Source organism: Oxalobacteraceae bacterium OTU3CAMAD1 (assembly GCA_024123915.1).
GTDB lineage: Bacteria > Pseudomonadota > Gammaproteobacteria > Burkholderiales > Burkholderiaceae_D > Rugamonas.
The window spans coordinates 622,046-643,397 of record CP099650.1 but is presented as its reverse complement, the minus strand read 5'-3'; the positions used below and the strand labels follow the sequence as shown (position 1 = coordinate 643,397).

Genomic DNA, 21,352 nt, shown 5'->3' with positions numbered 1-21,352 from the left:
CGACCTCAGCCGTTACAGCGCTCACGATACACACCGCGACGCACCGCAAATATCACCAATTGTTACAACGCGCACTTACTCCAAAGAATCACCGCAATTCCTGGTTGATCCGTCAATCTTCCGTGGATTGTCCACAACAAATCAGTCCGCTTTGAAGTTCTGCCCCAGCGACATTGGTTTGTTGAGCAAGATTGTCTGCGGATTACGGCAGATAATCACTAGCACCACGATGGTGGCGAGATAAGGCAGCATCGACAGGAACTCAGACGGAATCGCCAGCCCCAGCCCCTGGCCGTGGAACTGCAGCACCGTCACGCCGCCGAACAGGTAGGCGCCCACCAGCACGCCGCGCGGCTTCCACGTCGCGAACACCACCTGCGCCAGCGCGATCCAGCCGCGTCCCGCCGTCATGCCCTCGACCCACATGGGCGTCAGCGCCAGCGACAGGTAGGCGCCGCCCAGGCCGGCCATGGCGCCGCCGAACAGCACCGTGCCGTAGCGCAGCGCGATGACCGGAAAGCCGATCGCGTGCGCGCTGTGCGGCGACTCGCCGACGGCGCGTATTACCAGTCCCAGACGGGTGCGCGCCAGCATCCAGCCGATCAGCACCACCAGGGCCACCGACGCGTACACCATGCCGTCGAAGCGGAACAGCAGCGGGCCAACGAACGGAATCTCCGACAGCAGCGGGAACGTCAGCTGCGGCATGCGCTCCACCGTCTGCCCGACGAAGCCGCGTCCCATGAACGCGGAGACGCCAATGCCGAACAAGGTCAACGCCAAACCGGTGGCCACCTGGTTGGTCTGCAAGGTCAGCACCAGGAAACCGAAGATCAGCGACATCAGCATCCCCGCCGCCATCGCCGCCAGGAGACCGAGCCACATCTGGCCGGTGGCCAGGGTGACACCGAAGCCCGTCACGGCGCCGACCAGCATCATGCCCTCCATGCCCAGATTGAGCACGCCGGAACGCTCGGTCACCAACTCGCCCATCGAGGCCACCACCAACGGCGTGGCGGCGCCCGCCGTGCTGGCGAGGAAGGCGATTAACAGCGCGGTATCGATCATGCGGTTTCTCCAACGACTGCAGGCAGATGGCGCTTGCGCGGTTTGAATCGGTAGTGGATAAACAGGTCGGCCGCCAGCAGGTAAAACAGCAGCAATCCCTGGAACATGCCGGTGATCGCCGACGGTACCTGCAACTCGATCTGCGCGGTCTCGCCGCCGATGTACAGCAGCGACATCAACAACGCCGACAACACCACGCCCAGCGGATGCAGGCGGCCCACATAGGCGACGATGATCGCCGCGAAGCCGTAGCCGGCCGACACCGACGGCTGCATCTGCCCCAGCGGACCTGCCACCTCGCCGACGCCGGCCACGCCGGCCAGCGCGCCGCTGACCATGAACGCCAGCCACACGTTGCGCGGTTCGCTGAAGCCCGCGTAGAGCGCGGCGGCCGGCGCCATGCCGCTGACCTGCATGCGGTAGCCGGCAAAGGTGTGCTTGCAGAAGAACCACGCCGCCGCCGCCGCGACCAGCGACAGGATGAAGGCGGCGTTGACCCGCAAGCCCTCCACCAGCAGCGGCAAGGTGGCCGATTCGCCGAACATCTTCGACTGCGGGAAATTGAACCCGTCCGGATCGCGCATCGGCCCGTGCACCAGATAACTCAGTAGATGGTAGGCCACGTACACCAGCATCAGGCTGACCAAAATTTCGCTGGTGTTGAAGCGGGTGCGCAACAGCGCCGGTATCGCCGCCCACAGCATGCCGCCCAGCGCGCCGGCGGCCAGCATCAGCGGCAGCACCCACCAAGCCTGGACCTGGTCGAAGTACAGCGCCACGGCGCCGGCGGCGATCGCGCCGACGGTCAGTTGGCCATCCGCCCCGATATTGGCGACGTTGGCGCGGAAACCGATCGCCAGCCCCACGCCGCACAGGATCAGCGGCGTCGCCTTCAGCAGCAACTCACCCACGCCGTACAGGGTGGTCCAAGGCTTGATGAAATACACATGGAAGGCGTGCAGCGGCTCCTGCCCGAGGAAGAAGAACATCACGGAGCCGGTCAGCAGCATGGCCACCGCCGCGATCAGCGGCGACGCCAGCATCATGCGGCGCGAAGGTTCTGGACGTTTTTCAAGCCTGGACATGGTCCGCTCCCTGGTGGTCGAAATCGCCGCTCATCCACACGCCGATCTGGTTGATGCTGGTGCCGGCGGCCGGCACGGCGCGCGACAGGCGGCCGTCGGCCAGCACCGCGATGCGGTCGCTCAGCATGAACAATTCGTCGAGCTCCTCGGACAGGACCAGTACCGCCACGCCCTGGTCGCGCATGTCGAGGATGGCCTGGCGTATCAGCATGGCGGCGCCGACGTCCACGCCCCATGTCGGCTGCGCGAACACCATCACCCTGGGCGCCAGCGCGATCTCGCGGCCGACGATGAACTTTTGCAGATTGCCGCCAGAAAGGCTGGAGGCGGCCGAACCCTCGCCGCCGCACTTGACGTTGAAGCGGGCAATCACCTTGCGGGCGAAGTCGCGCACCGCGCCACGCTGTATCAGGCCGTTTTTTACCATGCCGGTATTGGCGGCCGGCAGATAGCCGGTCAGCAGCGCGTTATCGGCCAGCGACAGCTCCGGGGCGGCGCCGCGTCCCAGCCGCTCCTCCGGCACGAAACCGAGGCCCAGTTGGCGGCGGCGCGCGGCGTCGAGCGCGCCCACGTCCAGCGTCCCAAGGCGGATGCGGCCGGCGCCGCGGGTGCCTCCCCTGAGCGGCCGCTCGCCGGATATGGCCTTCAACAACTCCTGCTGGCCGTTGCCGGAGATGCCGGCGATGCCGACGATCTCGCCGCCGCGCAGTTCGAGGTTGATGTCCTTGAGCTGCGTGCCGAAAGGGTCTTCGCTGTCCACGGTCAGGCCGTCGATGGAGAGCATCACCTCGCCCGGCGCGCGCGGCGTGTTGACGCACACCGGCAGTTCGCGCCCGATCATCAACTCGGCCAGCGAGCGCGCGCTTTCCTGTTTCGGATTGGCGGTGCCCGATACGCGCCCGGCGCGCAGCACCGTCGCCTTGTCGCACAGCGACTGGATTTCGTCGAGCTTGTGGCTGATATACAGGATGCTCACCCCTTCGGAGGCCAGGCGTCGCAGCGATTCGAACAATTTGAGCACCGCGTCGGGCGTCAGCACGGAGGTCGGCTCGTCCATGATCAGCAGCCGTGGCGATTGCAGCAGGCAGCGCACGATCTCCACCCGTTGCCGCTCGCCCACCGACATGCTGTGCACCAGCCGCTGCGGATCGAGCGGCAGGCCGTATTGTTCCGAGACTGCGCGGATGCGCGGCGCCAGTTCGGCCGGCGTCACCTTCTCGTCCAGCGCCAGCGCGATGTTCTCGGCCACCGTCAAGGTCTCGAACACCGCGAAGTGCTGGAACACCATGCCGATACCCAGCTTGCGCGCGTCGTGCGGCGAATTGATATGGACCTGGCGGCCCTCCCAGATCACCTGGCCGTCATCGGGCTTCGTCACGCCGTAAATGATCTTCATCAGCGTGCTTTTGCCGGCGCCGTTCTCGCCCAGCACCGCATGAATCTCGCCAGGCATCACGGTCAGGTCGACGTCGGCGTTGGCGACCACGGACGGGTAGATCTTCGAGATGCCGAGCATCTGCAGACGGGGTGCTTCCTTCATCCGCTGTCCTTATCGTATACAAAGTAGTTACGCCACCAGACGCAATTAGCATGCCACGCGGCAGCGCGGGTTTTTAACCCGCCGTGCGTTCGCCTGGACGCATGCGTCGCCGCTTAGGGGTCGGACCCGGAGGGGTCCGACCCCGCATGGGGGTGCGGGTTTGCACGGCGCGCACCAAATGCGACTACATCATCACCAAAACCATGCGTCGACTCCCCCAAGTTGTACACAAAACCTCCCCCACCGTGAGCACACTTCCTGCTTATACAGGCGTGTGTATCCAACGGAGATTCAACAGATGTCATCCACCAGTTCCGCACGCCCACAAGGCAAACGCACCAACGGAGGCAAGGCCGAACCGGCCGCTCAGCCTACGGGCAAAGACATGCCGCTCAAGCGCGGCACCACCGGCGTCGACATGCGCATCTACCGCGCCGTCGTCAACGCCGTCATGAGCCACCGCCTGCCACCCGGCACCCATCTTGGGGAAGCCGATTTCTGCGAGCTCTATCAGGTCAGCCGCACCACCGTGCGCAAGGCGCTGCAACGGCTGGCGCACGACCACATCATCGAGCTGCGCCCCAACCGCGGCGCCGTCATCGCCTCGCCCACGCCGGAGGAGGCGCGCGACATCTTCGCCGCGCGCCGCGCCATCGAGCGCGAGATCATGCCGCTGGTGATACGCAACGCCACGCCGGCGTCGCTGCGGCAGATACGCGCTGCGCTCGAAGCGGAGGACCAGGCGCGCCGCACCGGCGACCGCGCCGGCTGGATACGGCTGGGCGGCGAGTTCCACATCCTGCTGGCCGAACTGGCCGGCAACCACGTGCTGCTGCGCTTCATGGGCGAACTGGTGTCGCGCTGTTCGCTGATCATCGCCCTCTACGAAACGCCCGGCGCGCCGATGTGCGGCAACCACGAACACCAGGATCTGGCGACACTGATCGAGCAGGGAAAAGTCGCCGAGGCGACGCACCTGATCGAGCACCACCTGCTGGAAATCGAAGCGCGCCTGCGCCTCGACACCAGCCACAAAAAGGTCAACCTGGCAGAAGTCCTCTCAGGTTTTTAAGGCGCGTGCAAAAGATCTGGCCCGCGTCTGGCCCGCATCTGGCCCGCATCTGGCCCAGCATCTGGCCCAGATATTGCTAGAAAAGAGAACGAGATCGAATCCAATCCGCACACCGAATTGGATACAAAAATAGTTCGTTCATACCGCCTCTTCACCCACTGACTGGAGTTCGCATGATGTCTCAACTCGTAACCCGCACCGCCGCAGCACTAGTGGTTCTCGCCGGCTGCGCCGGCGCCGCCCAAGCCGCCGACTGGAGCGACACCTACCTCGGCTACCGCTACGGCACCAGGTTCGCCGAGCCGTTCAACGACACCGACATCACCAAGAACATCGTCAACTTCAGTCATGTCTCGGGCTATAAGTACGGCAAGAACTTCCTCAACGTCGACTTCCTGATGTCGTCCCACGACGACCCCTCGTCGGCGGGAGCGGCCAGCGGCGCGCATGAAGCGTACGCGGTCTACCGCCACACGCTGGACCTGGGCAAGGTCACGGGAAGCAATTGGGCCTTCGGTCCGGTGCGCGGCGTCGGCGCCACGCTGGGCTTCGACTACAACAGCAAGACCGACGCCGGCTACAACTCCAAGAAGCGCATGGTCGTCGCCGGCCCTACCCTGATGATGGACGTGCCGGGCTTCCTCGATATCAGCCTGTTCGCTCTGTGGGAGAGCAACGCGCCGTTCAACACCTACACCAACGTCGCCACGCCGCGCTACCGCTACGACACGCACGCCATGCTCACCGCCGCGTGGGGCATCCCTTTCAACATCGGCATTCCGCTGTCGTTCGAAGGCTACGCCAACTTCATCGACAAGAAGGGCAAGGACGAATTCGGCGGCGACACCGCGCGCGAAACCAACATCGACATGCAGATCATGTACGACGCCAGCGCCTTCGTCAGCGCGCCGAAGAACACCTTCAAGATCGGCGTCGAATACCAGTACTGGAAAAACAAATTCGGCAACTCGGACAAGAACAACCCGGGCGCCACGGCCAGAACGCCGATGGTCCGCGCGGAATACCATTTCTAGTCCACTCTTAATCCAATCTCGATACCGCTAAAGGAAACCGCATGATGAATCGTCGCACCCTGATCGCGCTCGCCGCGCTGGCCGCCACCCTCGGCGCATCCGCCGTCCCCGCGCTGGCGGCCGAACCGCTGAAGATCGGCTTTGTCTACGTCGGCCCGGTCGGCGACGCCGGCTGGACCTACGCCCACGACCAGGGCCGCCTGGCGATGGAAAAGGCGCTGGCCGGCAAAGTCAAATCCACCTACGTGGAAAACGTGCCGGAGGGCGCCGACGCCGAACGCGTGATCCGCAAGCTGGTCGCCGAAGGGAACAAGCTAATTTTCACCACCTCGTTCGGCTACATGAACCCGACCGAGAAAGTGGCCAAGTCCGCGCCAGGCGTGGTGTTCCTGCACGCCACCGGCTTCAAGAGCGGCAAGAATCTGGGCACCTACGAATCGCGCCTGTACGAGGGCGCGTACCTGAACGGCATCCTGGCCGGCAAAATGACCAAGTCCAAGACCTTGGGCTTCATCGCCTCCTTCCCGGTGCCTGAAGTCATCCGCAACATCAATGCCTTCACCCTGGGCGCGCAAAGCGTCAACCCTGGCATCAAAACCAAGGTGATCTGGGTGAACTCGTGGTACGACCCGGCCAAGGAACGCCAGGCGGCGGAAACCCTGGTGGCGCAAGGCGCCGACGTCATGGCGCAGAACACCGACTCGCCGGCCACCTTGCAGGTCGCGCAGGAAAAAGGTGTACACGCCTTCGGCTGGGACTCGGACATGTCGCGCTTCGCGCCGAAGGCCCACCTGACCGCCGCCACCAACGACTGGTCGGGCTACTACATCGACACCGCCAAGGCGGTCCTCGCCGGCACCTGGAAAACCGGCGACTATCGCGGCGGTTTGAAGGAAGGCATGGTCAAGATGTCGAAGCTGAACGCCGTGGTTCCGGCCGACGCGGGCAAGATCTTCGAAGAAAAGAAGGCCGCGCTGACGGCGGGCACCTTCAACCCGTTCACCGGTCCGATCAAGGACCAGTCGGGCGCGGTCAAGTACGCGGCCGGCGTCGCCGTGCCGCTGAAGGACCTGCTGTCGATGAACTTTTACGTGCAAGGCGTGGACGGCGCGATTCCAAAATAAAGCGCCAGCAAAAGCGGGGCGCACCACGGCCCCGCCAATCGGACACACATGACAATCGATCCCGTTTTATTCAACGACTGGCATCCGGTGGCGCTGTCCGCACGGATCGTCGCCGGCGTCATCACCGCCACCGACCTGCTGGACACGCGCATCGCCTTGTGGCGCGACAGCGCCGGCAACGTCCACGCATGGGAAGATCGCTGTCCGCATCGCGGCACGCGCCTGTCGATGGGCGCAATAGACAATGACACGCTGCGCTGCGCCTACCACGGCTGGCGCTTCGACGGCGAGGGCCGCTGCCGGCACATCCCCGCGCTGCCGGCGCTGGAACCCGACAAGCTCAAAGCGCGGGTCGGCGCCTTCCATGCGCAGGAAAAATACGGGATGGTATGGGTTTGCACCGGGTCGCCTTCCGAGTCGCCTGCCAACCCCGGGCCGCCGCGCTTTCCCGAATTCGCCGACGAGCGCCTGCGCAAGGTTTGGTGTGGCCCTTACGACGTGCAAAGCAGCGGGCCGCGCATCGTCGAGAACTTCCTCGACATGGCGCACTTCGCCTTTGTGCACGACGGCATACTGGGCGTGCCGGAACAGGCGGCGATTCCCGACTACACGGTCGAACCATTTGACGATGCCGGCTACGGCAGCGGCGTCTGGGCCAGGCAATGCCGCGCGTGGCAGCCGCAAGCCAGCAAGGCCGCCACCGGCGGCAGCGACATCGAATACACCTATCGGGTGGTGCGGCCGCTGACGGCGATACTGACCAAGCATCCGCCGGGCGGCATCGCCGAGGCGATCGCGCTGCTGCCGCAACCGCTCACCGAGACCACCACCCGCGTGTGGATCATCATGGCGCTGAACGATTTCACCTCGGACGACGACGCCCTGCGCGGCTTCCAGGACACCATCTTCCTGCAGGACCTGCCGATTCTGGAAAGCCAGAGCCCCGCGCGGCTGCCGCTGATCCCCGGCGCGGAAGTGTCGGTGGCGTGCGACCGCATGTCGCTGGCCTACCGCAATTACTTGAAGCGGCAGAACGTGCGCTACGGCGTGCTGCGCGAGGACTAAACAAAGGAGCGATATGACGACACCGACCGCGCAAGATCACGAATTCCTCACCCGCGTACTGGCGCTGGCGCAGCGCTCGCGCGACGAAGGCCATCACCCGTTCGCCGCCATGGTCGTCGCCGCCGACGGCAGCGTCATCGCCGAGGCGATGAACGCCTCCAGCAGCGACCGCACCGCGCACGCCGAGATGAACGCGCTGCGCATGGCGTCGCAACGCCACGGCCCCGCGCAACTGGCCGGCGCCACCTTGTACGCCAACGCCGAACCGTGCGCGATGTGCGCCGGCGGCACCTACTGGAGCGGCGTTGGCCGCGTCGTCTACGCGATGTCGGAAGCCAGCCTGCTGCAACTGACCGGTAGCGATCCCGAAAATCCGACCTTGTCGCTGCCGTGCCGCGATGTCTTCGCGCGCGGCCAGCGTCCGACCGAAGTCATCGGTCCGCTGCGCGAAGACGAGGCGCGCGCCGCCCACGCCGGCTTCTGGAAAAAGTAGCGGCTTCCATGATTGACGCATCTTAAAGCCGGGTCCGCGCGGGAGACTAGTCTTGAAGTCGCACAGTCCGATTCGGTCTGTCTTTTTCAAGGAGTCATCATGTTCTCATTTCAACTTCCCAAAGTGCTCGCTTCGCGCTACGTGCGCCCCTTTGCCCTGCTTGCCGTTGCCGCGCTGGCCGCGCCGGGCGCCGCGATGGCCGACAGCCAGTGGGCCTCTGTCGGTTCCACGGGCGTCGTCGACGAAGCCTGTCAGTTCAGCGTCATGCTGAACGACTACGAGGCAAGGCTAATGCCCGGCCTGTTATCGATCTGCACGATCCGCTATCAAGTGGTCGATACCTATAACACCCCGACGCCCATCAACCTGGCCCTCGGCGCGCGCATCCTCGACAACGTCGCCGGCGCGCGCGTCGATGTGCGCCTGCGCTCGTATAATAAATTGACCGGCGCGACGGCCACGGTGACCAGCTTCAATAGCGACGCGCCGCCCGTCCCGCCCGGTCCCGTCGACGCCGCCGGCTTCCGGCCGTACCGCAGCGCCGGTTGCATCGCGCTCAACTTCGGGACGAGCAGCTACTGGGTCGAGGTCGATCTGGTGCGTTTCTCGCTGGTCATCCCTCCGGCGGTCGCGATGGTGAACCTGTTCACGCCTTGCTGATCCAACGCGTGCCGGGAAGGCAGTGCGCCGATGCCCTCCCGGCCAGATGAATAATGCCCTTGGGCATACAGTGCACACTTACTGTTTAAACAAAATTACCATTCAAAACAAAGACTTACATCGTCAAAGTGATGTTTCCGGGCGACAGAATCGCGCCGCACCATAGAAGGTGTTTGATTAATCCGCGCATTGGGATCAAAGTGTCAACCTGAGCCGCGCATCGATCGATGGCGGGGAGACCATCATGAACCTTTTGCATCCGACCCTACTGACAGCGCTGCTGGCCACCGCCGGCGCCGGCGCCCAAACCCCGCAAGCGGAAACGCCGGCGTCCGCCGCAGGCATGTCCACGCCCTATTCGGATTCGTACGTGCCGCGCTCGATGCGCCAGCCGCAGCGCGACATCGCGCCCGGACCGGTGCTGCTGCGCTTCACCATTGTGCAAAAGCTGAAGAAACGTTTTGAAGACGCCGACACCGACCACAGCGGCACGTTGAACCGCGAGGAGGCGCGCCAGGCGGGCCTGGGCGTGGTCGACAAGAACTTCGACAGCATCGACACCGCGCAGCGCGGCAACGTCAGCTTCGACGACCTGAACGCCTATCTGATCCAGCGCCGCGAGGAATCGGGCTCGCGCTGAACAAGCCAACCATTTTTTAGGCCGGAGGCGCATCCCTGCGCGGCAAGATCAGGCTGAACACCGCGCCCTCGCCCGGCGTGCTGGCGACCGTCAGGGTGCCCTCGTGCACCTCGGCCAGCTCGCGCGAAATATACAAGCCCAGCCCCAGGCCGGACGGCACCTCGTTGCCGACGCCGCGCTCATAGGGTTCGAAGATCTTTTGCTGCTGCTCGGGCGCGATGCCCGGCCCCTGGTCGCGCACGTCGACCCGCACCTCGTCCTGCCCGACCACCAGCGACACCGCCACCGGCTGCTGCGCGCCGTAGCGCAGCGCGTTGGTCAGCAGGTTGACGACGATCTGCTCGATGCGGAATTCGTCCCACCAGCCGCTGACCGGCGTCTCGGCGTCGAGGCTGATGGTGCAGCCGGCTGTGGTGGCCTGCGGCGTCAGGTCGTGCACCACCCGCCGCAGCAAGCCCGACAGCTCCACCCAGCCCGGCCGCAGCGACAGCTTGCCGCTGCGGATGCGCGAGACGTCGAGCATGTCGTCGATCAGGCGGATGATGCTCTGGATCTGGCGGTCGTCGCGCGCCACCATGCGCTGCAACTGCTCGGCGCCGAAGGCGGCCATGTTGCCGCGCTCGAGCTGCATCTTGCGCAATTGCGTTTCCAGGTACAAGGTGTTGAGCGGCGTGCGCATCTCGTGCGACACCATCGACATGAACTCGTCGCGCATCGACAGCGCCCGCTGCAACTGCGTCTGCGCCGCGTTCAGTTCGGCCAGGGTGGCCTCCTGCTTCTGCCGCGCCAGCTCCAGCGCCTGCACCTGGCGCCGCGTGGCCTCGCGCTGCTCGTACAACTGGACGAAGACCTCGACCTTGCTGCGCACGGCGCGCGAGTCGAGCGGCTTGTACAGCACATCGACGGCGCCGGCCTCGTAGCCCTTGAAGGAGTAGTTCAGTTCCTTGCCGGCGGCGGTGACGAAGACGATCGGAATTTGCCGGGTGCGCTCGGTGCCGCGCATCAGCTCGGCCAGTTCGAAGCCGTCCATGCCCGGCATCTGCACGTCGAGGAAGGCCATCGCGAAGTCGTGCTGCAGCAGCAAGGCCAGCGCCTCCTCGCCGGAGCCGGCCTGGAAGATCTCGCGCCCGGCGCCGCGGATGACGGCGTTAAGCGCCTGCAGGTTTTCCGGCAGATCGTCGACGATCAGCAGTTTGGTCGGGTGCTCGGCTTGCATCAATTATTCTCCAGCATCAACAGCATTGTGTGTATCGCGTCCAAGGGCAGGACCAGGTCCGGCGTCCGCAGACGGATTGCTTCTTTCGGCATCGTGGCCACTTCGGCCTCGTCCGGGTCCTGCACCACGGTCAGGCCGCCGGCGCGGCCGATGGCGGCCAGGCCGGCGGCGCCGTCCTGATTGGCGCCGGTCAATAAAATGCCCAGCAAAGCCGGGCCGTAGGCGTCCGCCGCCGACTCCATCAGGAAATCAATCGCGGGGCGGGCGAAGTGCAGCGGCGCCTCGCAGCTGAGCGAAAAGCTGCGGTCCGACTCAACCGACAAATGGTAGCCGGAACCGCCGAAATACAGCGTCCCGGATGACAGCGGTTCCTTGTCGCCGGCCTCGCACACCCGCAGCGCCATGCGCTGGCGGAACACCTCGGCCAGCTGGCTTTGGCGGTTCTCCGGCAGGTGCAGCAGCGCCACCAGCGGCCGGCCGTAGCCGGCGGGCAGGCCCGGCAGCAGCTTGAGCAGCGCGCCCACGCCGCCGGCCGAAGCGCCGATCACCACCGCCTCGATCTTGCGGCCGGCCAGCGCGGCCGAAATCGCCGTCGCCGCCGTCGTCGCCGGCAAACCTGGTGGCGCACCCGTCGAACTCATTGCTAACGCTTCCTGAACAAGCGCTCGCGCTTTTGCACCGGCTCGAAACTGGGCGCGTAGGCGGAAAAGTCGATGCTCTCCTTGCTGCCGAGGCCGAGAAACCCACGATGGCACAGCGATTCGTGGAACAGCCCGAACGCGCGCTCCTGCAGCCTCTTCTTAAAATAAATCATGACGTTGCGGCAGCTGATCAAATGGGTCTCGGCGAACACGGCGTCGGTCGCCAGGCTGTGGTCGGCGTAGGTGACGTTCTCGCACAGCGAACTGTCGAACAGGGCAGCATTATAGGCCGCCGTGTAGTAGTCGGAAAAACTGCGCGTGCCGCCGGCGGCCTGGTAGTTGGCCGTGTATTCGCGCATGGCGTCGAGCGGAAACACGCCCTTGCGCGCCTTCTCCAGCGACTGCGGATTGATGTCGGTGGCGTAGATCATGCTGCGCTCGAGCAAACCCTCCTCCTTGAGCAGGATGGCCATCGACACCACCTCTTCGCCGGTGCTGCAGCCGGCGATCCAGATCTTCAGCGACGGATAGGTGCGCAGCACGGGCACGGCCTGCTCGCGCAGCGCCTTGAAATAGCTGGGGTCGCGGAACATCGACGTCACCGGGATCGTCAGGTATTGCAGCAGCTGGCTGAACGCGGCAGGCTCGTGCATGATGCGCGCCTGCAGCGCCGAGATGCTGGCGCAATTCATTTCCTTGAGCGCATGCAGCACGCGGCGCTTTTGCGAGGCGCCGGTGTAGTCGCGGAAATCGTAGCTGTACTTCATGTAGATGGCTTCCATCAACACTTTGAGCTCGATGTCGGTGTCGCTATGTTGCATGCGTGGTCCTCCGCTTCATCAGGCGCGCTCGCCGTTGGGCATCCATACCCGCAGCAGGGAATACAGGCGCGACAGGTCGATCGGCTTGGCCAGGTAATCGCTGGCGCCGGCGGCCAGGCATTGCTCCTGGTCGTCCTTCATCGCCTTGGCGGTGATGGCGATGATCGGCAGGCGGGCGAAGCGGGCGTCGGCGCGGATGTGGCGCGTCGCCTCCAGCCCGTCCATGCCCGGCATCATGACATCCATCAGCACCAGGTCGATGTCCGGGTTCTGGTCGAGTTTTTCGATCGCCTCGAAGCCGTTGCGGCCCACCTCGACCAGCACGCCCTTTTGCTCCAGCGCGCTGGTGAGCGCGAAGATGTTGCGCACGTCGTCGTCGACCAGCAGGATGCGCCGGCCTTCGAACACGCGGTCGCGCGAGCGCACCGTGCGCAGCATGGTCTGGCGCTCGGACGACAGGTCGGCCTCGACCTTGTGCAGGAACAGGGTCACCTCGTCCAGCAGGCGCTCCGGCGAGCGGGCGCCCTTGATGATGATCGAGCGCGAATACTTGTGCAGGTCGGCCTCCTCGGCGCGCGACAGGTTGCGGCCGGTGTAGACGATCACCGGCGGGAACGCCGCCAGCTGCTCGCCGGACATGCGCTGCAACAACTCGTTGCCCTGCATGTCGGGCAGCTTCAGGTCGATGATCATGCAATCGAACACGGTGGTGCGCAGCAGCGCCAGCGCCTCCTCGCCGCTGCCGACGTCGACGATGTCGACATCGTCGTCGGAAATCAGTTGCACCACGCTGTCGCGCTGGCGGTCGTCGTCCTCAACCAGCAGAACGCGTTTGATCTTCTGCGTCAGCTTGGTCTCGATGCGGCGGAACACCTCCATCAACTGTTCGCGCGTGGTCGGCTTGAGCGCGAAACCGATCGCGCCCAGGTGCAGCGCGGCCTCGCCGGCGTCCGAGCCGGACACCACGTGCACCGGGATGTGGCGGGTCTGGGCGTCGTCCTTGAGCAGTTGCAGCACCGACAGGCCGGAGCGGTCCGGCAGGCGGATATCGAGCAGGATCGCGTTCGGGCGGTGCAGGCGCGCCAGCTCCAGGCCCTCGTCGGCGTCGAAGGCGACCAGGCAGCGGTATTGTTTTTCGTGCGCCAGGTCGTACAGGATGCGGGCGAAGGCGGGGTCGTCCTCGATCACCAGCACCGAACGGGCGTTGTCGGCGCCGGCGACCAGCTGGTCGCGGTCGTCGTCGAAGGCGCGCACGCGCGGCGCCGCCTCGTCGTCGTTGCCCTGAGCGGCACGGTGGCCGTGGGAGGCCGGCGGCGAGGTCGCGGCGATGGCCAGGCCCAGCGACGTGGCCGCGTAGGCGCCGACACCGACGTTGTCATCCATGGTGGCCGGCGCGCTGGCGCTGCCGATGCGCGGTCCCGGCTCCGGCGCGGTCCAGCGCAGCGGCATCGTCAAAGTGAAGCAGCTGCCCTTGCCCGGTTCGCTGACCAGGCTGATGGCGCCGCCCAGCAGGTGCGCGAGGTCGCGCGAGATCGACAGGCCCAGGCCGGTGCCGCCGTACTTGCGGCTGGTGGTGCCGTCGGCCTGCTGGAAGGCGTTGAAAATGCCTTGCTGGTCTTCCTGGCGGATGCCGATGCCGGTGTCCTGCACCGAAAAGCCGACCGCGCCGTCGCCGGCCGCATGCACGGCGAGGGTGATCTGGCCGCTGCTGGTGAACTTGAGCGCGTTCGACAGCAGATTCTTGAGGATCTGTTCCAGGCGCTGGCGGTCGGTGACCATGTGCGTGGCCAGGTCGTCGGCCACTTGCACGTGGAAGGCCAGTTTCTTTTGCTGGGCCAGCGGTTCGAACACCATCGCCATGCCTTCGACCACGTGGCGCAGCGACAACTGCTCCGGCACCAGCTCCAGCTTGCCCGCCTCGACCTTGGAGATGTCGAGAATGTCGTTGATCAGGTTCAGCAGATCGTTGCCGGCCGAGTAAATCGTGTTGGCGAAGCGCACCTGCTCGTCGTTCAGATTGCCTGCGGAATTCTCCGACAGCAGCTTGGCCAGGATCAGCGAGCTGTTCAACGGCGTGCGCAGCTCGTGCGACATGTTCGCCAGGAACTGCGACTTGTACTGGCTGGCGCGCTCCAGCTCGCGGGCGCGCTCCTCCAGGTCCAGCTGCGCCTTGAGCAGCGCGGCGTTCTTCTGGTCCAGCGCGGTGCCCTGCTCGGCCAGTTGCTCGTTGGTCTGTTCCAGTTCGGCCTTCTGGTTCTCCAGGCTGGCCTGCGATTCCTCCAGCACGCGCGACTGTTCTTCCAGCTCCTCGTTGGCGGTGCGCAGTTCCTCCTGCTGCACCTGCAATTCCTCGTTGAGCTGCTGGGTTTCCTCCAGCACTTCCTGCAAGCGCTGGCGCGACTGGCTGGCCTCGATGGCGTTGCCGATGTTGCCCTTGACCAGGGTGAGGAAGTCCATGTCGCGCACCGTGATCGGCCGCAGCAGGCCGATTTCGACCACGCCGTTGATCTGGCCGTCGTTGTCCAACGGCGCCAGCAGCACGCTGGCCGGCGTCCCGGAACCCAAGCCGGAGGCCACCTGGATGTAATCGGCCGGCACCCGGTCGAGGCGGATCAGGCGGCGTTCCTGCGCGGCTTGCGCCACCAGGCTCTCGCCCGATTTCAGCTGCTGGTCGCGCTGCTCCCACTCGGCGCTGAAGCCGTAGGACGCCACGCGGCGCATGCTGCCGTCCGGGTTGCGCAAATACAGCGCGCCGACCACCGCGTTCATGTAGCGCGCCAGGAATTGGAGCAGCACCGCCGACAATTGCGGCAGCGCCAGCTGACCGATGCCCTGCTGCGCCAGCTCGCTCTGGCCGGTGCGCAGCCAGGCTTGCTGCTGCAACAGATCGGAGTGCTCCGTATGCTGCAGCAGCACGGCGTTATAGGTTTTGGACAGGCCGAGCAGCTCGCGCCGCCCGAACCAGGCCAGCGCGCCGCCCACGCCCAGGGTCAGCACCAGATATACCGCCGCCACCATGCCGGTCACATTGCGGGCCGAGGCGTTGCGGTCCTGGCGCATGCGCATCTCAACGTCGATGAAGGCGTCGAGCTGGCGGCGGATCTCGTCGAACTGGTTCTTGCCGCGCCCGGTCTTGACCGGTCCGGTCACATCGCCATTGGCGGCGCGCAGCCGTATCATTTCCTGCGCGTACTGGTCCCATTGCAGATGCTGGGCCTCGATCAGGCGCAGTCGGTCGACCTGGGCGTGGTTGTCTTCCACCAGTTTCAGCAGGCTCGCCAGGCTGGACGCAACCTTCGGCTTGGCCAGCACGTAAGGCTGCAGGAACGATTCATCACCGGCCAGCATGTAGCCGCGCAGGCCGGTCTCCATATCGACCATTTCCTTGCTGATTTCGCTGGCGTTGCCGATCACGCGCTCGCTGTGCTCGACCCAGTTCATGGTCGTGACCAGGTACACCAACAGCACGACGAACACGCCGGCGCTGACGACGCCGGCCGCCAGCGGCAAGGTGATGTTGCGGGCAAGGATACGACGGAAGCCAACGTCGTCGAGCGTTTTATTGGGCATGGCGCGGACCAAGATAACTTGAGAAGCAAGAGTTTATCTCAAATACAAGCTTGACCAGACCGCCATTCCAACCGTGCGCGGGGGAAATAACATAGTCCCGAGGCACATGTTGCTGCCTGGACCCAGCAGCCACCGGCGACTAAAATTCCCAGACCACACCGCCAACGCACGGGCGGTTCACTTTTTCCTATTGGCGAACCATTCGTGCCCCGCTTTTCCGGTCTTTATCGAGGTCGTTACGATAGCGCTAAGGAGCGCCAGCAGGACTAAGGCAGGATTAGTCGTCGTCAATATCAGCCTTGGATCGTGCTTAGTTAGCCCGTTCAGTGCGTGCGCGAGCTTTTGCAAATCCGACTTCAATTCGTCTAGCTTGAGCATCAGGGGAACCGGAACAGTCAGTACAGACATTTGTTCGAGTTGATGTATCTTCTGGTTAACAATACTGACATCGTCGTATTCCCTTCCCTGCAACTTTGTAGCCTGACAAAGAGGGGCTTGGTTTTCTTTAAACGCTAGCGCTATACCATCCGCAGCGAGCTTTGAGCAATATTTCTTTTGGATCTGATTCGAAAGCGTGGCGGCCTGCGTAACGAGGGCTTCACGATTTGCATTCAGGGTGTTCTTGTTATGTGTGATCAGGGAGTGTCCAAAGAAGGTGGCAACGCCGAGCAACGCAAATGTGCCAAAACACTCCGCTACAAAGGTCAATTTGCGATAGCGCCGGCGAAGCTCAATATCGTTACTCCCAAGGCGACAGCAATAGTAAAACACGACGCAGGCCCCGCCGCCAGCCGAAATCAGCATGTGAAGCATCGCATACTCTACGTCCAAATACATCCTGCCAAAAAGGTACTCATTAAACATATCACTCCTGTCTGGATAGTTACTGCAAAGGTCGAAAATGGGGGGGCTTTGGCCACTGAGGGTTACCCGCTTTCCCGTGGGGCTAAATTTTCGATGTGCCTGGTCCGCGATCGCAGATGGCATAGAAAGATAGAGCCAACGCATGAGCCGTCGAGACTCACGCATTGGCCGATTACGCTTCGCTAATCCGCCCTACGTGTCTTTACGTGTTTCGAATTAACGTTTGCCGACTTTGGGCGGCGTGACGATGGGCTTGATCGTGCAGATTGGGTTCTTCGGATCGGCGCAGCATGTCAGCAACTGGTTCAGCGATTCGAGATTGGCCTGCTCCCAGAACTCCTTGCTTTGATCGTTGTTGACCGGCATCCAGTGGCTCAGCGGATAGCTGTTGGCCAGCGCGTTGCCGTCCTTGGCCGGTATCCTGCCGGCCGCCATCGGCACGAATTGCGAGCAGCTGGCCTGGTCGCCGATGCGGTGGCAGCCGACGCAGGTGTTGTCGCGCGTGCTGATGCTGTTCGAATGCCACTGCGCGAATTCCTTGCCGATGTTGCTGTAGCGGCCCAGCGGATCGGCCGGCAGCAAATACTTGAGCTGGCCGATCCACGGGCTGTACATGAAGGGGTCTGCGTCGTGGCAGCTCAAACAGTTTTTCGACGCGGTGGCCGCCGGCGCCCACCAGAACTGGCCGGCGGAGATGCGCTGCGGTGGCGGCGCCTTTTCGTTGGGCGGCGGCACGCGCGACGCGTCGAAACCGGTCTTCTGGCCCGGCTTGCCCTCGGCATGGAACCAGCAGGTGTCGCCGGTGTCGACGTTGTGGGCGACGATGTCGACCTCGTCGAAGAACTTGCTGTTCGGCTCGCGCAACTGTTCGCGCCGGCACATGGCCGAGATCTGCGTCTTGCCGTAGGACAGATTCAGTAAGCGGGAATACGGCGTGCACTGGCCGAACGAGCCGTCCGGATACGGCAGCAGCGCCGGCCGGTCGCAAGTCATGCCGGGCTTGTATTCCGCCGGAGTCTTGCCATCGACGGTGATCGGCACGATGGTGCCGTCCAGACAGTTGAAGGCGGGGATCTGCCCGATCATGTCGGCGCACACCTGGCCGTACTCGACGGCGCTTTGCTTGCTGTATTTGCTGACGGCGGCCTTGGGCGCGGCCTGCGCCATGCCCACCGTGGCCGCCAGCAGCAGGGCGGGAATCAATGACAGCAGTGAAGGCAGGCTCATAACGCCACCCCGCCACCCAGCGTGTAGGGCAAGGCCACCTTGCGGATCGCCTCCATGTAGCGCACGTAGCCGGTGCAGCGGCACAGATTGCCGCCGACCCAGGTTTCCATGACGGCGTCGAGCTGCGAGGCCGGTACCGGCGCGCGCTTCAGGTGCGACAGCATGGCCGTCGCCGCCATCAAAAATCCGGGCGCACAGTAGCCGCACTGGAACGAGAAATTCTCCAGGAAGGCTTGCTGCAACGGCGCCAGCGCCTGTTCCGAGCCCAGGCTTTCGACCGTGTAGATAGACATGTTCTCGACCGCGCTGACGGGCGTGGAGCAGGACAGCGTTTTTTCCAACACGCCGTCCCCCTTCTCGCGGGTGGCGACGGTGCAGGCGCGGCACACGCCGATGCCGCAACAGAATTTGGTGCCGGTCAGGTCCTGGCGCTCGTGCAGAAAATCGATCAGCGCCATGTCGGCGTCGCCCGCCTCGGCCTGCACGGGTTTGTCGTTGATGTGAAAACGGATGGGCTGTGTCATTTCAGGGACTCCAGGACGGCGCGCGCGGTGACCGGCGTCGTCGTATAGCGTTTACCGCCGGTGGCCATCGCCAGCGCGTTCAGGATGGAAGGACCGATCGGGCACATCACCGCCTCGGCGATGCCGCGCGCGGTGGTCTCGCCCGGCGCCGGCGGCAGCACGATCAATTCCTGCTGCGGAATATCGGTCGAGCGCGCGATGGCGTAGCGGTTCAGGTTCCAGGTGCCGTTGCCCGGCCCGGTGCGGTCGTTCGGACAATGCTCGAGCAACACGTTCCCCAGCGCCATCGCGATCGCCCCCTGCGACTGGCCGGACACCATTTGCGGGCAATGCTGGACGCCGGCGCTGAGCACCGACACCACCGACTCGACCGCGATCACGCCGGTGCGCGGCTCGATCGTGGCCGCCACCAGCGAACCGCAAGGCGCGTAGGTGGTGCGGCCGAACCTGAAATTGATCGATGGCGGATTGGCCACCTGGCCGCGCGGTATCGGCTGCAAGGTATCGACCGTGAGACCCATGGCGACATAATCGAGCGGCAAGGTCGTGGCACCGCTGCGGAAGGTGAACGGCGCCGTGGCGAAGCCGCCCACATAGCTGGCGTGCACCACCGCCACCATCGGCAGCCGCATGCGCGTGGCCTGCTTGACCAGCGCCGACCACGGCAGGGACGACATGCCCTCCGCATGCAGCCGGTTGTCCTTCCAGCTCAGCGCGGCGGCCGGCACCTCCCTACGCCAAATGGCGTTGGCCGCCGGCAGCAAGGTCTGCAAAACCAGCGCCAGCCCCGCCTGCTCCACCACGTGGTACTGGTAGAAGGCGCCCAAGCAGGCGCTGGCCGAGCCGGACGCCTTGAGCACGTAGTTCTGCGGCACCGGCGCGGGCGGGTCGGGCAAGGTGGTGGTCAGGTTCAACGAATCGAACAGCTGGGTCTCGCCCATGTTGATGCTGTTGGCGTTGCGTCCAAGGTAGGATGCCGGCGCCAGGCCCAGCGCGGTGGCGGCGCCGTTGCCCATGTCTATGTAGGGGGTGTAGATGGTGATGGTGCCGGTCGGCTCGATCTGCACGGCGCCGAACATGCCGTCGCCGGAGGTGCCGTAGGCCTCGTTCGACAGCGCGAAACCTACGCCGTACAGCAATCCCTGGCGCTGCCTGGCCTGCTGCGTCAGCTTGCGGTTTTGCCACAGGGGATGGCGCTCCAGGCGCTGCAACATCTCCTCCAGTTGCAGGTCCTGCAGGATCGGCGCGCCCGACACGGTGGCGCCACGGCCCTTGCCCAGCAGGTTGCGCCGGCGCAGTTCGAAGGGGTCGATGTTGAGCGCCTGCGACGCCTCGTCGAGCAAGGTCTCGATCGCCATGAAGGCCTGCGGCCCGCCGAAGCCGCGCTGCGAACCGCCCATCAGTTGCGGCGTTTGCCTCGACCTGGCGTTGGCGATCGCACGCGGGATGTTGTAGCAGCTCATGGAGCTGAGCGCGGCCAATTGCGCCACGAACGGCGTCAGGTTCATCTGGTCGCCGCCATTCAGGGTGAAATCGCAGCGCAGCGCCTGGATCTTGCCGTTGACGTCCACCGCCAGGGTTTCGCTGAAATCCGTCTCGCACCGTTTCAGGCCGACCTGGAACTGCTCGAAGCGGCTTTGCGCCCAGCGCAGCGGGCCGCTCGAGAACGGCGCCGCCAGGGCCAGGTACATCGAAAACAGCGACGAATCGCGCCCACCGAAACCGCCGCCGGGATAGCACGACAGCAGATCGATGTCCTTGACCGGGTAGGCACTGCCGTCGAAGATATCGGCAGCGTTACCGAGGTCGCCGTTTGGCGACTGCGTACCCAGCACCAGGCTCAGCTGCCGGGTGGCCGGGTCGTACCACGCCAGGCCCGACTCCGGCTCCATGAACATCGGATCGATGGTCTGCGTGTAGAACTGGCGCGTGAAGGTAGGCCAGGTCTTGCCGTCGATCGCCGCCGAGATGCCGGCGGCCACCGCGTCCTTGTTCGACACGTAGTTTGGCGTGTAGACGTAGTTGAAGTTCTTGGCGTCGTCGCGAATATAGCTGGTGACCGGCTTGTACACGCCGGTCGCGATGACGGCCGGGGCGCCGTACTTGATCACGTCTGGATTGAATTGCAGGATTTTGACGGCGCGGCGGTAGGCGTCGAAATCGGCGAAAATGAGCATCGCCACCGGCTGTCCGAAAAAGTCGGCCGGCTTGCCGATGCTGGCCAGGAACGGGCTGTTCTTGCCGGCGGCCAGCTTGAGCTTTTTGTCGATCAGCGCCTGGTCGTCGATCACCGCCACCGGACGCAACTCGGCGGGCAGCATGCTTAGGTCGTATCCGGTGACCACCTGGTCGTAGCGGTCGCAGCGCACCGCGTACAGGAACTGCTCGTTCTGCGGCCAGTCTTTGAAGTCGCGCGCCTTGAAATCGCGCGCGTAGATTTTTTGCCCCAGCACCTTGGGCAGGCCATCGATGCGCCATCGGGCCCGGCCCGGCTCGGGCGCCCAGGCCGGCACCTCGGTCAAACGCGGCCGGGAGGCGTTCATCGCCATGCCGGGCAGGCTGGTCACCGACAAGCCGACGGTCGCGCCGCTGGCCAATACTTTTAAAAAGGTACGACGTGTCACTTCTGGAGTAATACCCATGATTCCGTTCTCTTGTAGTCGGACTGCGACGATATCGGAATTGCCACCAGGAATTATCGTACCATT

Annotated in this window: 18 protein-coding genes; 7 read left to right on the top strand and 11 right to left on the bottom strand. The window is 64.5% G+C overall.

What is annotated here, in order from left to right; all coding sequences use genetic code 11:
* Nucleotides 1-141 precede the first annotated feature (141 nt).
* From NHH88_02735 to NHH88_02725, 3 genes are read right to left on the bottom strand one after another with little or no spacing between them, the layout of a single operon-like run.
* On the bottom strand, nucleotides 142-1,068 hold the full coding sequence (locus tag NHH88_02735) for an ABC transporter permease (GenBank protein USX14728.1): 927 nt from the start codon (nucleotides 1,066-1,068) through the stop codon (nucleotides 142-144).
* On the bottom strand, nucleotides 1,065-2,153 hold the full coding sequence (locus NHH88_02730) for an ABC transporter permease (protein USX14727.1): 1,089 nt from the start codon (nucleotides 2,151-2,153) through the stop codon (nucleotides 1,065-1,067). The genes NHH88_02735 and NHH88_02730 overlap by 4 nt, the downstream gene beginning before the upstream one ends.
* Nucleotides 2,140-3,693: an ABC transporter ATP-binding protein gene (locus NHH88_02725; GenBank protein USX14726.1), complete on the bottom strand. Its 1,554-nt coding sequence runs from the start codon at nucleotides 3,691-3,693 to the stop codon at nucleotides 2,140-2,142. The genes NHH88_02730 and NHH88_02725 overlap by 14 nt, the downstream gene beginning before the upstream one ends.
* Nucleotides 3,694-3,991: 298 nt before the next feature.
* Between NHH88_02725 and NHH88_02720 the strand changes: the two genes are divergently transcribed.
* The 7 genes from NHH88_02720 (at nucleotide 3,992) to NHH88_02690 (ending at nucleotide 9,781) form a co-directional block, all read left to right on the top strand.
* On the top strand, nucleotides 3,992-4,765 hold the full coding sequence (locus tag NHH88_02720) for a GntR family transcriptional regulator (GenBank protein ID USX14725.1): 774 nt from the start codon (nucleotides 3,992-3,994) through the stop codon (nucleotides 4,763-4,765).
* A gap of 176 nt (nucleotides 4,766-4,941) precedes the next feature.
* A complete protein-coding gene (locus NHH88_02715; GenBank protein ID USX17516.1) occupies nucleotides 4,942-5,799 on the top strand; it encodes an outer envelope protein in 858 nt (285 codons plus the stop codon).
* Between the two features lie 41 nt (nucleotides 5,800-5,840).
* On the top strand, nucleotides 5,841-6,923 hold the full coding sequence (locus NHH88_02710) for a BMP family ABC transporter substrate-binding protein (GenBank protein ID USX14724.1): 1,083 nt from the start codon (nucleotides 5,841-5,843) through the stop codon (nucleotides 6,921-6,923).
* A 48-nt stretch (nucleotides 6,924-6,971) separates the two neighbouring features.
* A complete protein-coding gene (locus tag NHH88_02705; GenBank protein USX14723.1) occupies nucleotides 6,972-7,988 on the top strand; it encodes an aromatic ring-hydroxylating dioxygenase subunit alpha in 1,017 nt (338 codons plus the stop codon).
* 13 nt (nucleotides 7,989-8,001) lie between these two features.
* Nucleotides 8,002-8,481, top strand: a complete 480-nt coding sequence (locus tag NHH88_02700; GenBank protein ID USX14722.1) for a nucleoside deaminase — start codon at nucleotides 8,002-8,004, stop codon at nucleotides 8,479-8,481.
* Between the two features lie 99 nt (nucleotides 8,482-8,580).
* Nucleotides 8,581-9,141 carry a hypothetical protein gene (locus tag NHH88_02695; GenBank protein ID USX14721.1) on the top strand — a complete coding sequence of 187 codons (561 nt, stop codon included), beginning with the start codon at nucleotides 8,581-8,583 and terminating at the stop codon, nucleotides 9,139-9,141.
* Between the two features lie 244 nt (nucleotides 9,142-9,385).
* Complete coding sequence (locus NHH88_02690) at nucleotides 9,386-9,781, top strand: EF-hand domain-containing protein (protein ID USX14720.1); 396 nt, start codon at nucleotides 9,386-9,388, stop codon at nucleotides 9,779-9,781.
* 16 nt (nucleotides 9,782-9,797) lie between these two features.
* Here the strand turns inward: NHH88_02690 and NHH88_02685 are convergent, their stop codons facing one another.
* The 8 genes from NHH88_02685 to NHH88_02650 form a co-directional block, all read right to left on the bottom strand.
* A complete protein-coding gene (locus tag NHH88_02685) occupies nucleotides 9,798-10,997 on the bottom strand; it encodes a hybrid sensor histidine kinase/response regulator (GenBank protein ID USX14719.1) in 1,200 nt (399 codons plus the stop codon).
* Nucleotides 10,997-11,638 carry a chemotaxis protein CheB gene (locus NHH88_02680; GenBank protein ID USX14718.1) on the bottom strand — a complete coding sequence of 214 codons (642 nt, stop codon included), beginning with the start codon at nucleotides 11,636-11,638 and terminating at the stop codon, nucleotides 10,997-10,999. The genes NHH88_02685 and NHH88_02680 overlap by 1 nt, the downstream gene beginning before the upstream one ends.
* 2 nt (nucleotides 11,639-11,640) lie before the next feature.
* The gene (locus NHH88_02675) at nucleotides 11,641-12,459 is read right to left on the bottom strand and encodes a protein-glutamate O-methyltransferase CheR (protein USX14717.1); all 819 of its coding nucleotides are present in this window, start codon (nucleotides 12,457-12,459) and stop codon (nucleotides 11,641-11,643) included.
* Nucleotides 12,460-12,477: 18 nt separating this feature from the next.
* Nucleotides 12,478-16,029 (bottom strand): response regulator, encoded by a 3,552-nt coding sequence (locus NHH88_02670; protein USX14716.1) that lies wholly within the window; start codon nucleotides 16,027-16,029, stop codon nucleotides 12,478-12,480.
* Between the two features lie 177 nt (nucleotides 16,030-16,206).
* On the bottom strand, nucleotides 16,207-16,893 hold the full coding sequence (locus NHH88_02665) for a hypothetical protein (protein ID USX14715.1): 687 nt from the start codon (nucleotides 16,891-16,893) through the stop codon (nucleotides 16,207-16,209).
* A gap of 216 nt (nucleotides 16,894-17,109) precedes the next feature.
* On the bottom strand, nucleotides 17,110-18,120 hold the full coding sequence (locus tag NHH88_02660) for a hypothetical protein (protein ID USX14714.1): 1,011 nt from the start codon (nucleotides 18,118-18,120) through the stop codon (nucleotides 17,110-17,112).
* Nucleotides 18,117-18,644 carry a 2Fe-2S iron-sulfur cluster-binding protein gene (locus NHH88_02655; protein USX14713.1) on the bottom strand — a complete coding sequence of 176 codons (528 nt, stop codon included), beginning with the start codon at nucleotides 18,642-18,644 and terminating at the stop codon, nucleotides 18,117-18,119. Before NHH88_02655 ends, NHH88_02660 begins: the two co-directional genes overlap by 4 nt.
* Nucleotides 18,641-21,286 carry a molybdopterin-dependent oxidoreductase gene (locus NHH88_02650; protein ID USX14712.1) on the bottom strand — a complete coding sequence of 882 codons (2,646 nt, stop codon included), beginning with the start codon at nucleotides 21,284-21,286 and terminating at the stop codon, nucleotides 18,641-18,643. Before NHH88_02650 ends, NHH88_02655 begins: the two co-directional genes overlap by 4 nt.
* Nucleotides 21,287-21,352 lie beyond the last annotated feature (66 nt).

Bases quoted from the DNA above. Each gene is read 5' to 3' on its own strand.
- NHH88_02715 (USX17516.1), top strand. From the start codon at position 4,942: ATGTCTCAACTCGTAACCCGCACCGCCGCAGCACTAGTGGTTCTCGCC.
- NHH88_02690 (USX14720.1), top strand. From the start codon at position 9,386: ATGAACCTTTTGCATCCGACCCTACTGACAGCGCTGCTGGCCACCGCC.
- NHH88_02685 (USX14719.1), bottom strand. From the start codon at position 10,997: ATGCAAGCCGAGCACCCGACCAAACTGCTGATCGTCGACGATCTGCCG.
- NHH88_02650 (USX14712.1), bottom strand. From the start codon at position 21,286: ATGGGTATTACTCCAGAAGTGACACGTCGTACCTTTTTAAAAGTATTG.
- NHH88_02665 (USX14715.1), bottom strand. From the start codon at position 16,893: ATGTTTAATGAGTACCTTTTTGGCAGGATGTATTTGGACGTAGAGTAT.
- NHH88_02735 (USX14728.1), bottom strand. From the start codon at position 1,068: ATGATCGATACCGCGCTGTTAATCGCCTTCCTCGCCAGCACGGCGGGC.
- NHH88_02680 (USX14718.1), bottom strand. From the start codon at position 11,638: ATGAGTTCGACGGGTGCGCCACCAGGTTTGCCGGCGACGACGGCGGCG.
- NHH88_02700 (USX14722.1), top strand. From the start codon at position 8,002: ATGACGACACCGACCGCGCAAGATCACGAATTCCTCACCCGCGTACTG.
- NHH88_02725 (USX14726.1), bottom strand. From the start codon at position 3,693: ATGAAGGAAGCACCCCGTCTGCAGATGCTCGGCATCTCGAAGATCTAC.
- NHH88_02675 (USX14717.1), bottom strand. From the start codon at position 12,459: ATGCAACATAGCGACACCGACATCGAGCTCAAAGTGTTGATGGAAGCC.
- NHH88_02670 (USX14716.1), bottom strand. From the start codon at position 16,029: ATGCCCAATAAAACGCTCGACGACGTTGGCTTCCGTCGTATCCTTGCC.
- NHH88_02730 (USX14727.1), bottom strand. From the start codon at position 2,153: ATGTCCAGGCTTGAAAAACGTCCAGAACCTTCGCGCCGCATGATGCTG.
- NHH88_02720 (USX14725.1), top strand. From the start codon at position 3,992: ATGTCATCCACCAGTTCCGCACGCCCACAAGGCAAACGCACCAACGGA.
- NHH88_02695 (USX14721.1), top strand. From the start codon at position 8,581: ATGTTCTCATTTCAACTTCCCAAAGTGCTCGCTTCGCGCTACGTGCGC.
- NHH88_02705 (USX14723.1), top strand. From the start codon at position 6,972: ATGACAATCGATCCCGTTTTATTCAACGACTGGCATCCGGTGGCGCTG.
- NHH88_02660 (USX14714.1), bottom strand. From the start codon at position 18,120: ATGAGCCTGCCTTCACTGCTGTCATTGATTCCCGCCCTGCTGCTGGCG.
- NHH88_02655 (USX14713.1), bottom strand. From the start codon at position 18,644: ATGACACAGCCCATCCGTTTTCACATCAACGACAAACCCGTGCAGGCC.
- NHH88_02710 (USX14724.1), top strand. From the start codon at position 5,841: ATGATGAATCGTCGCACCCTGATCGCGCTCGCCGCGCTGGCCGCCACC.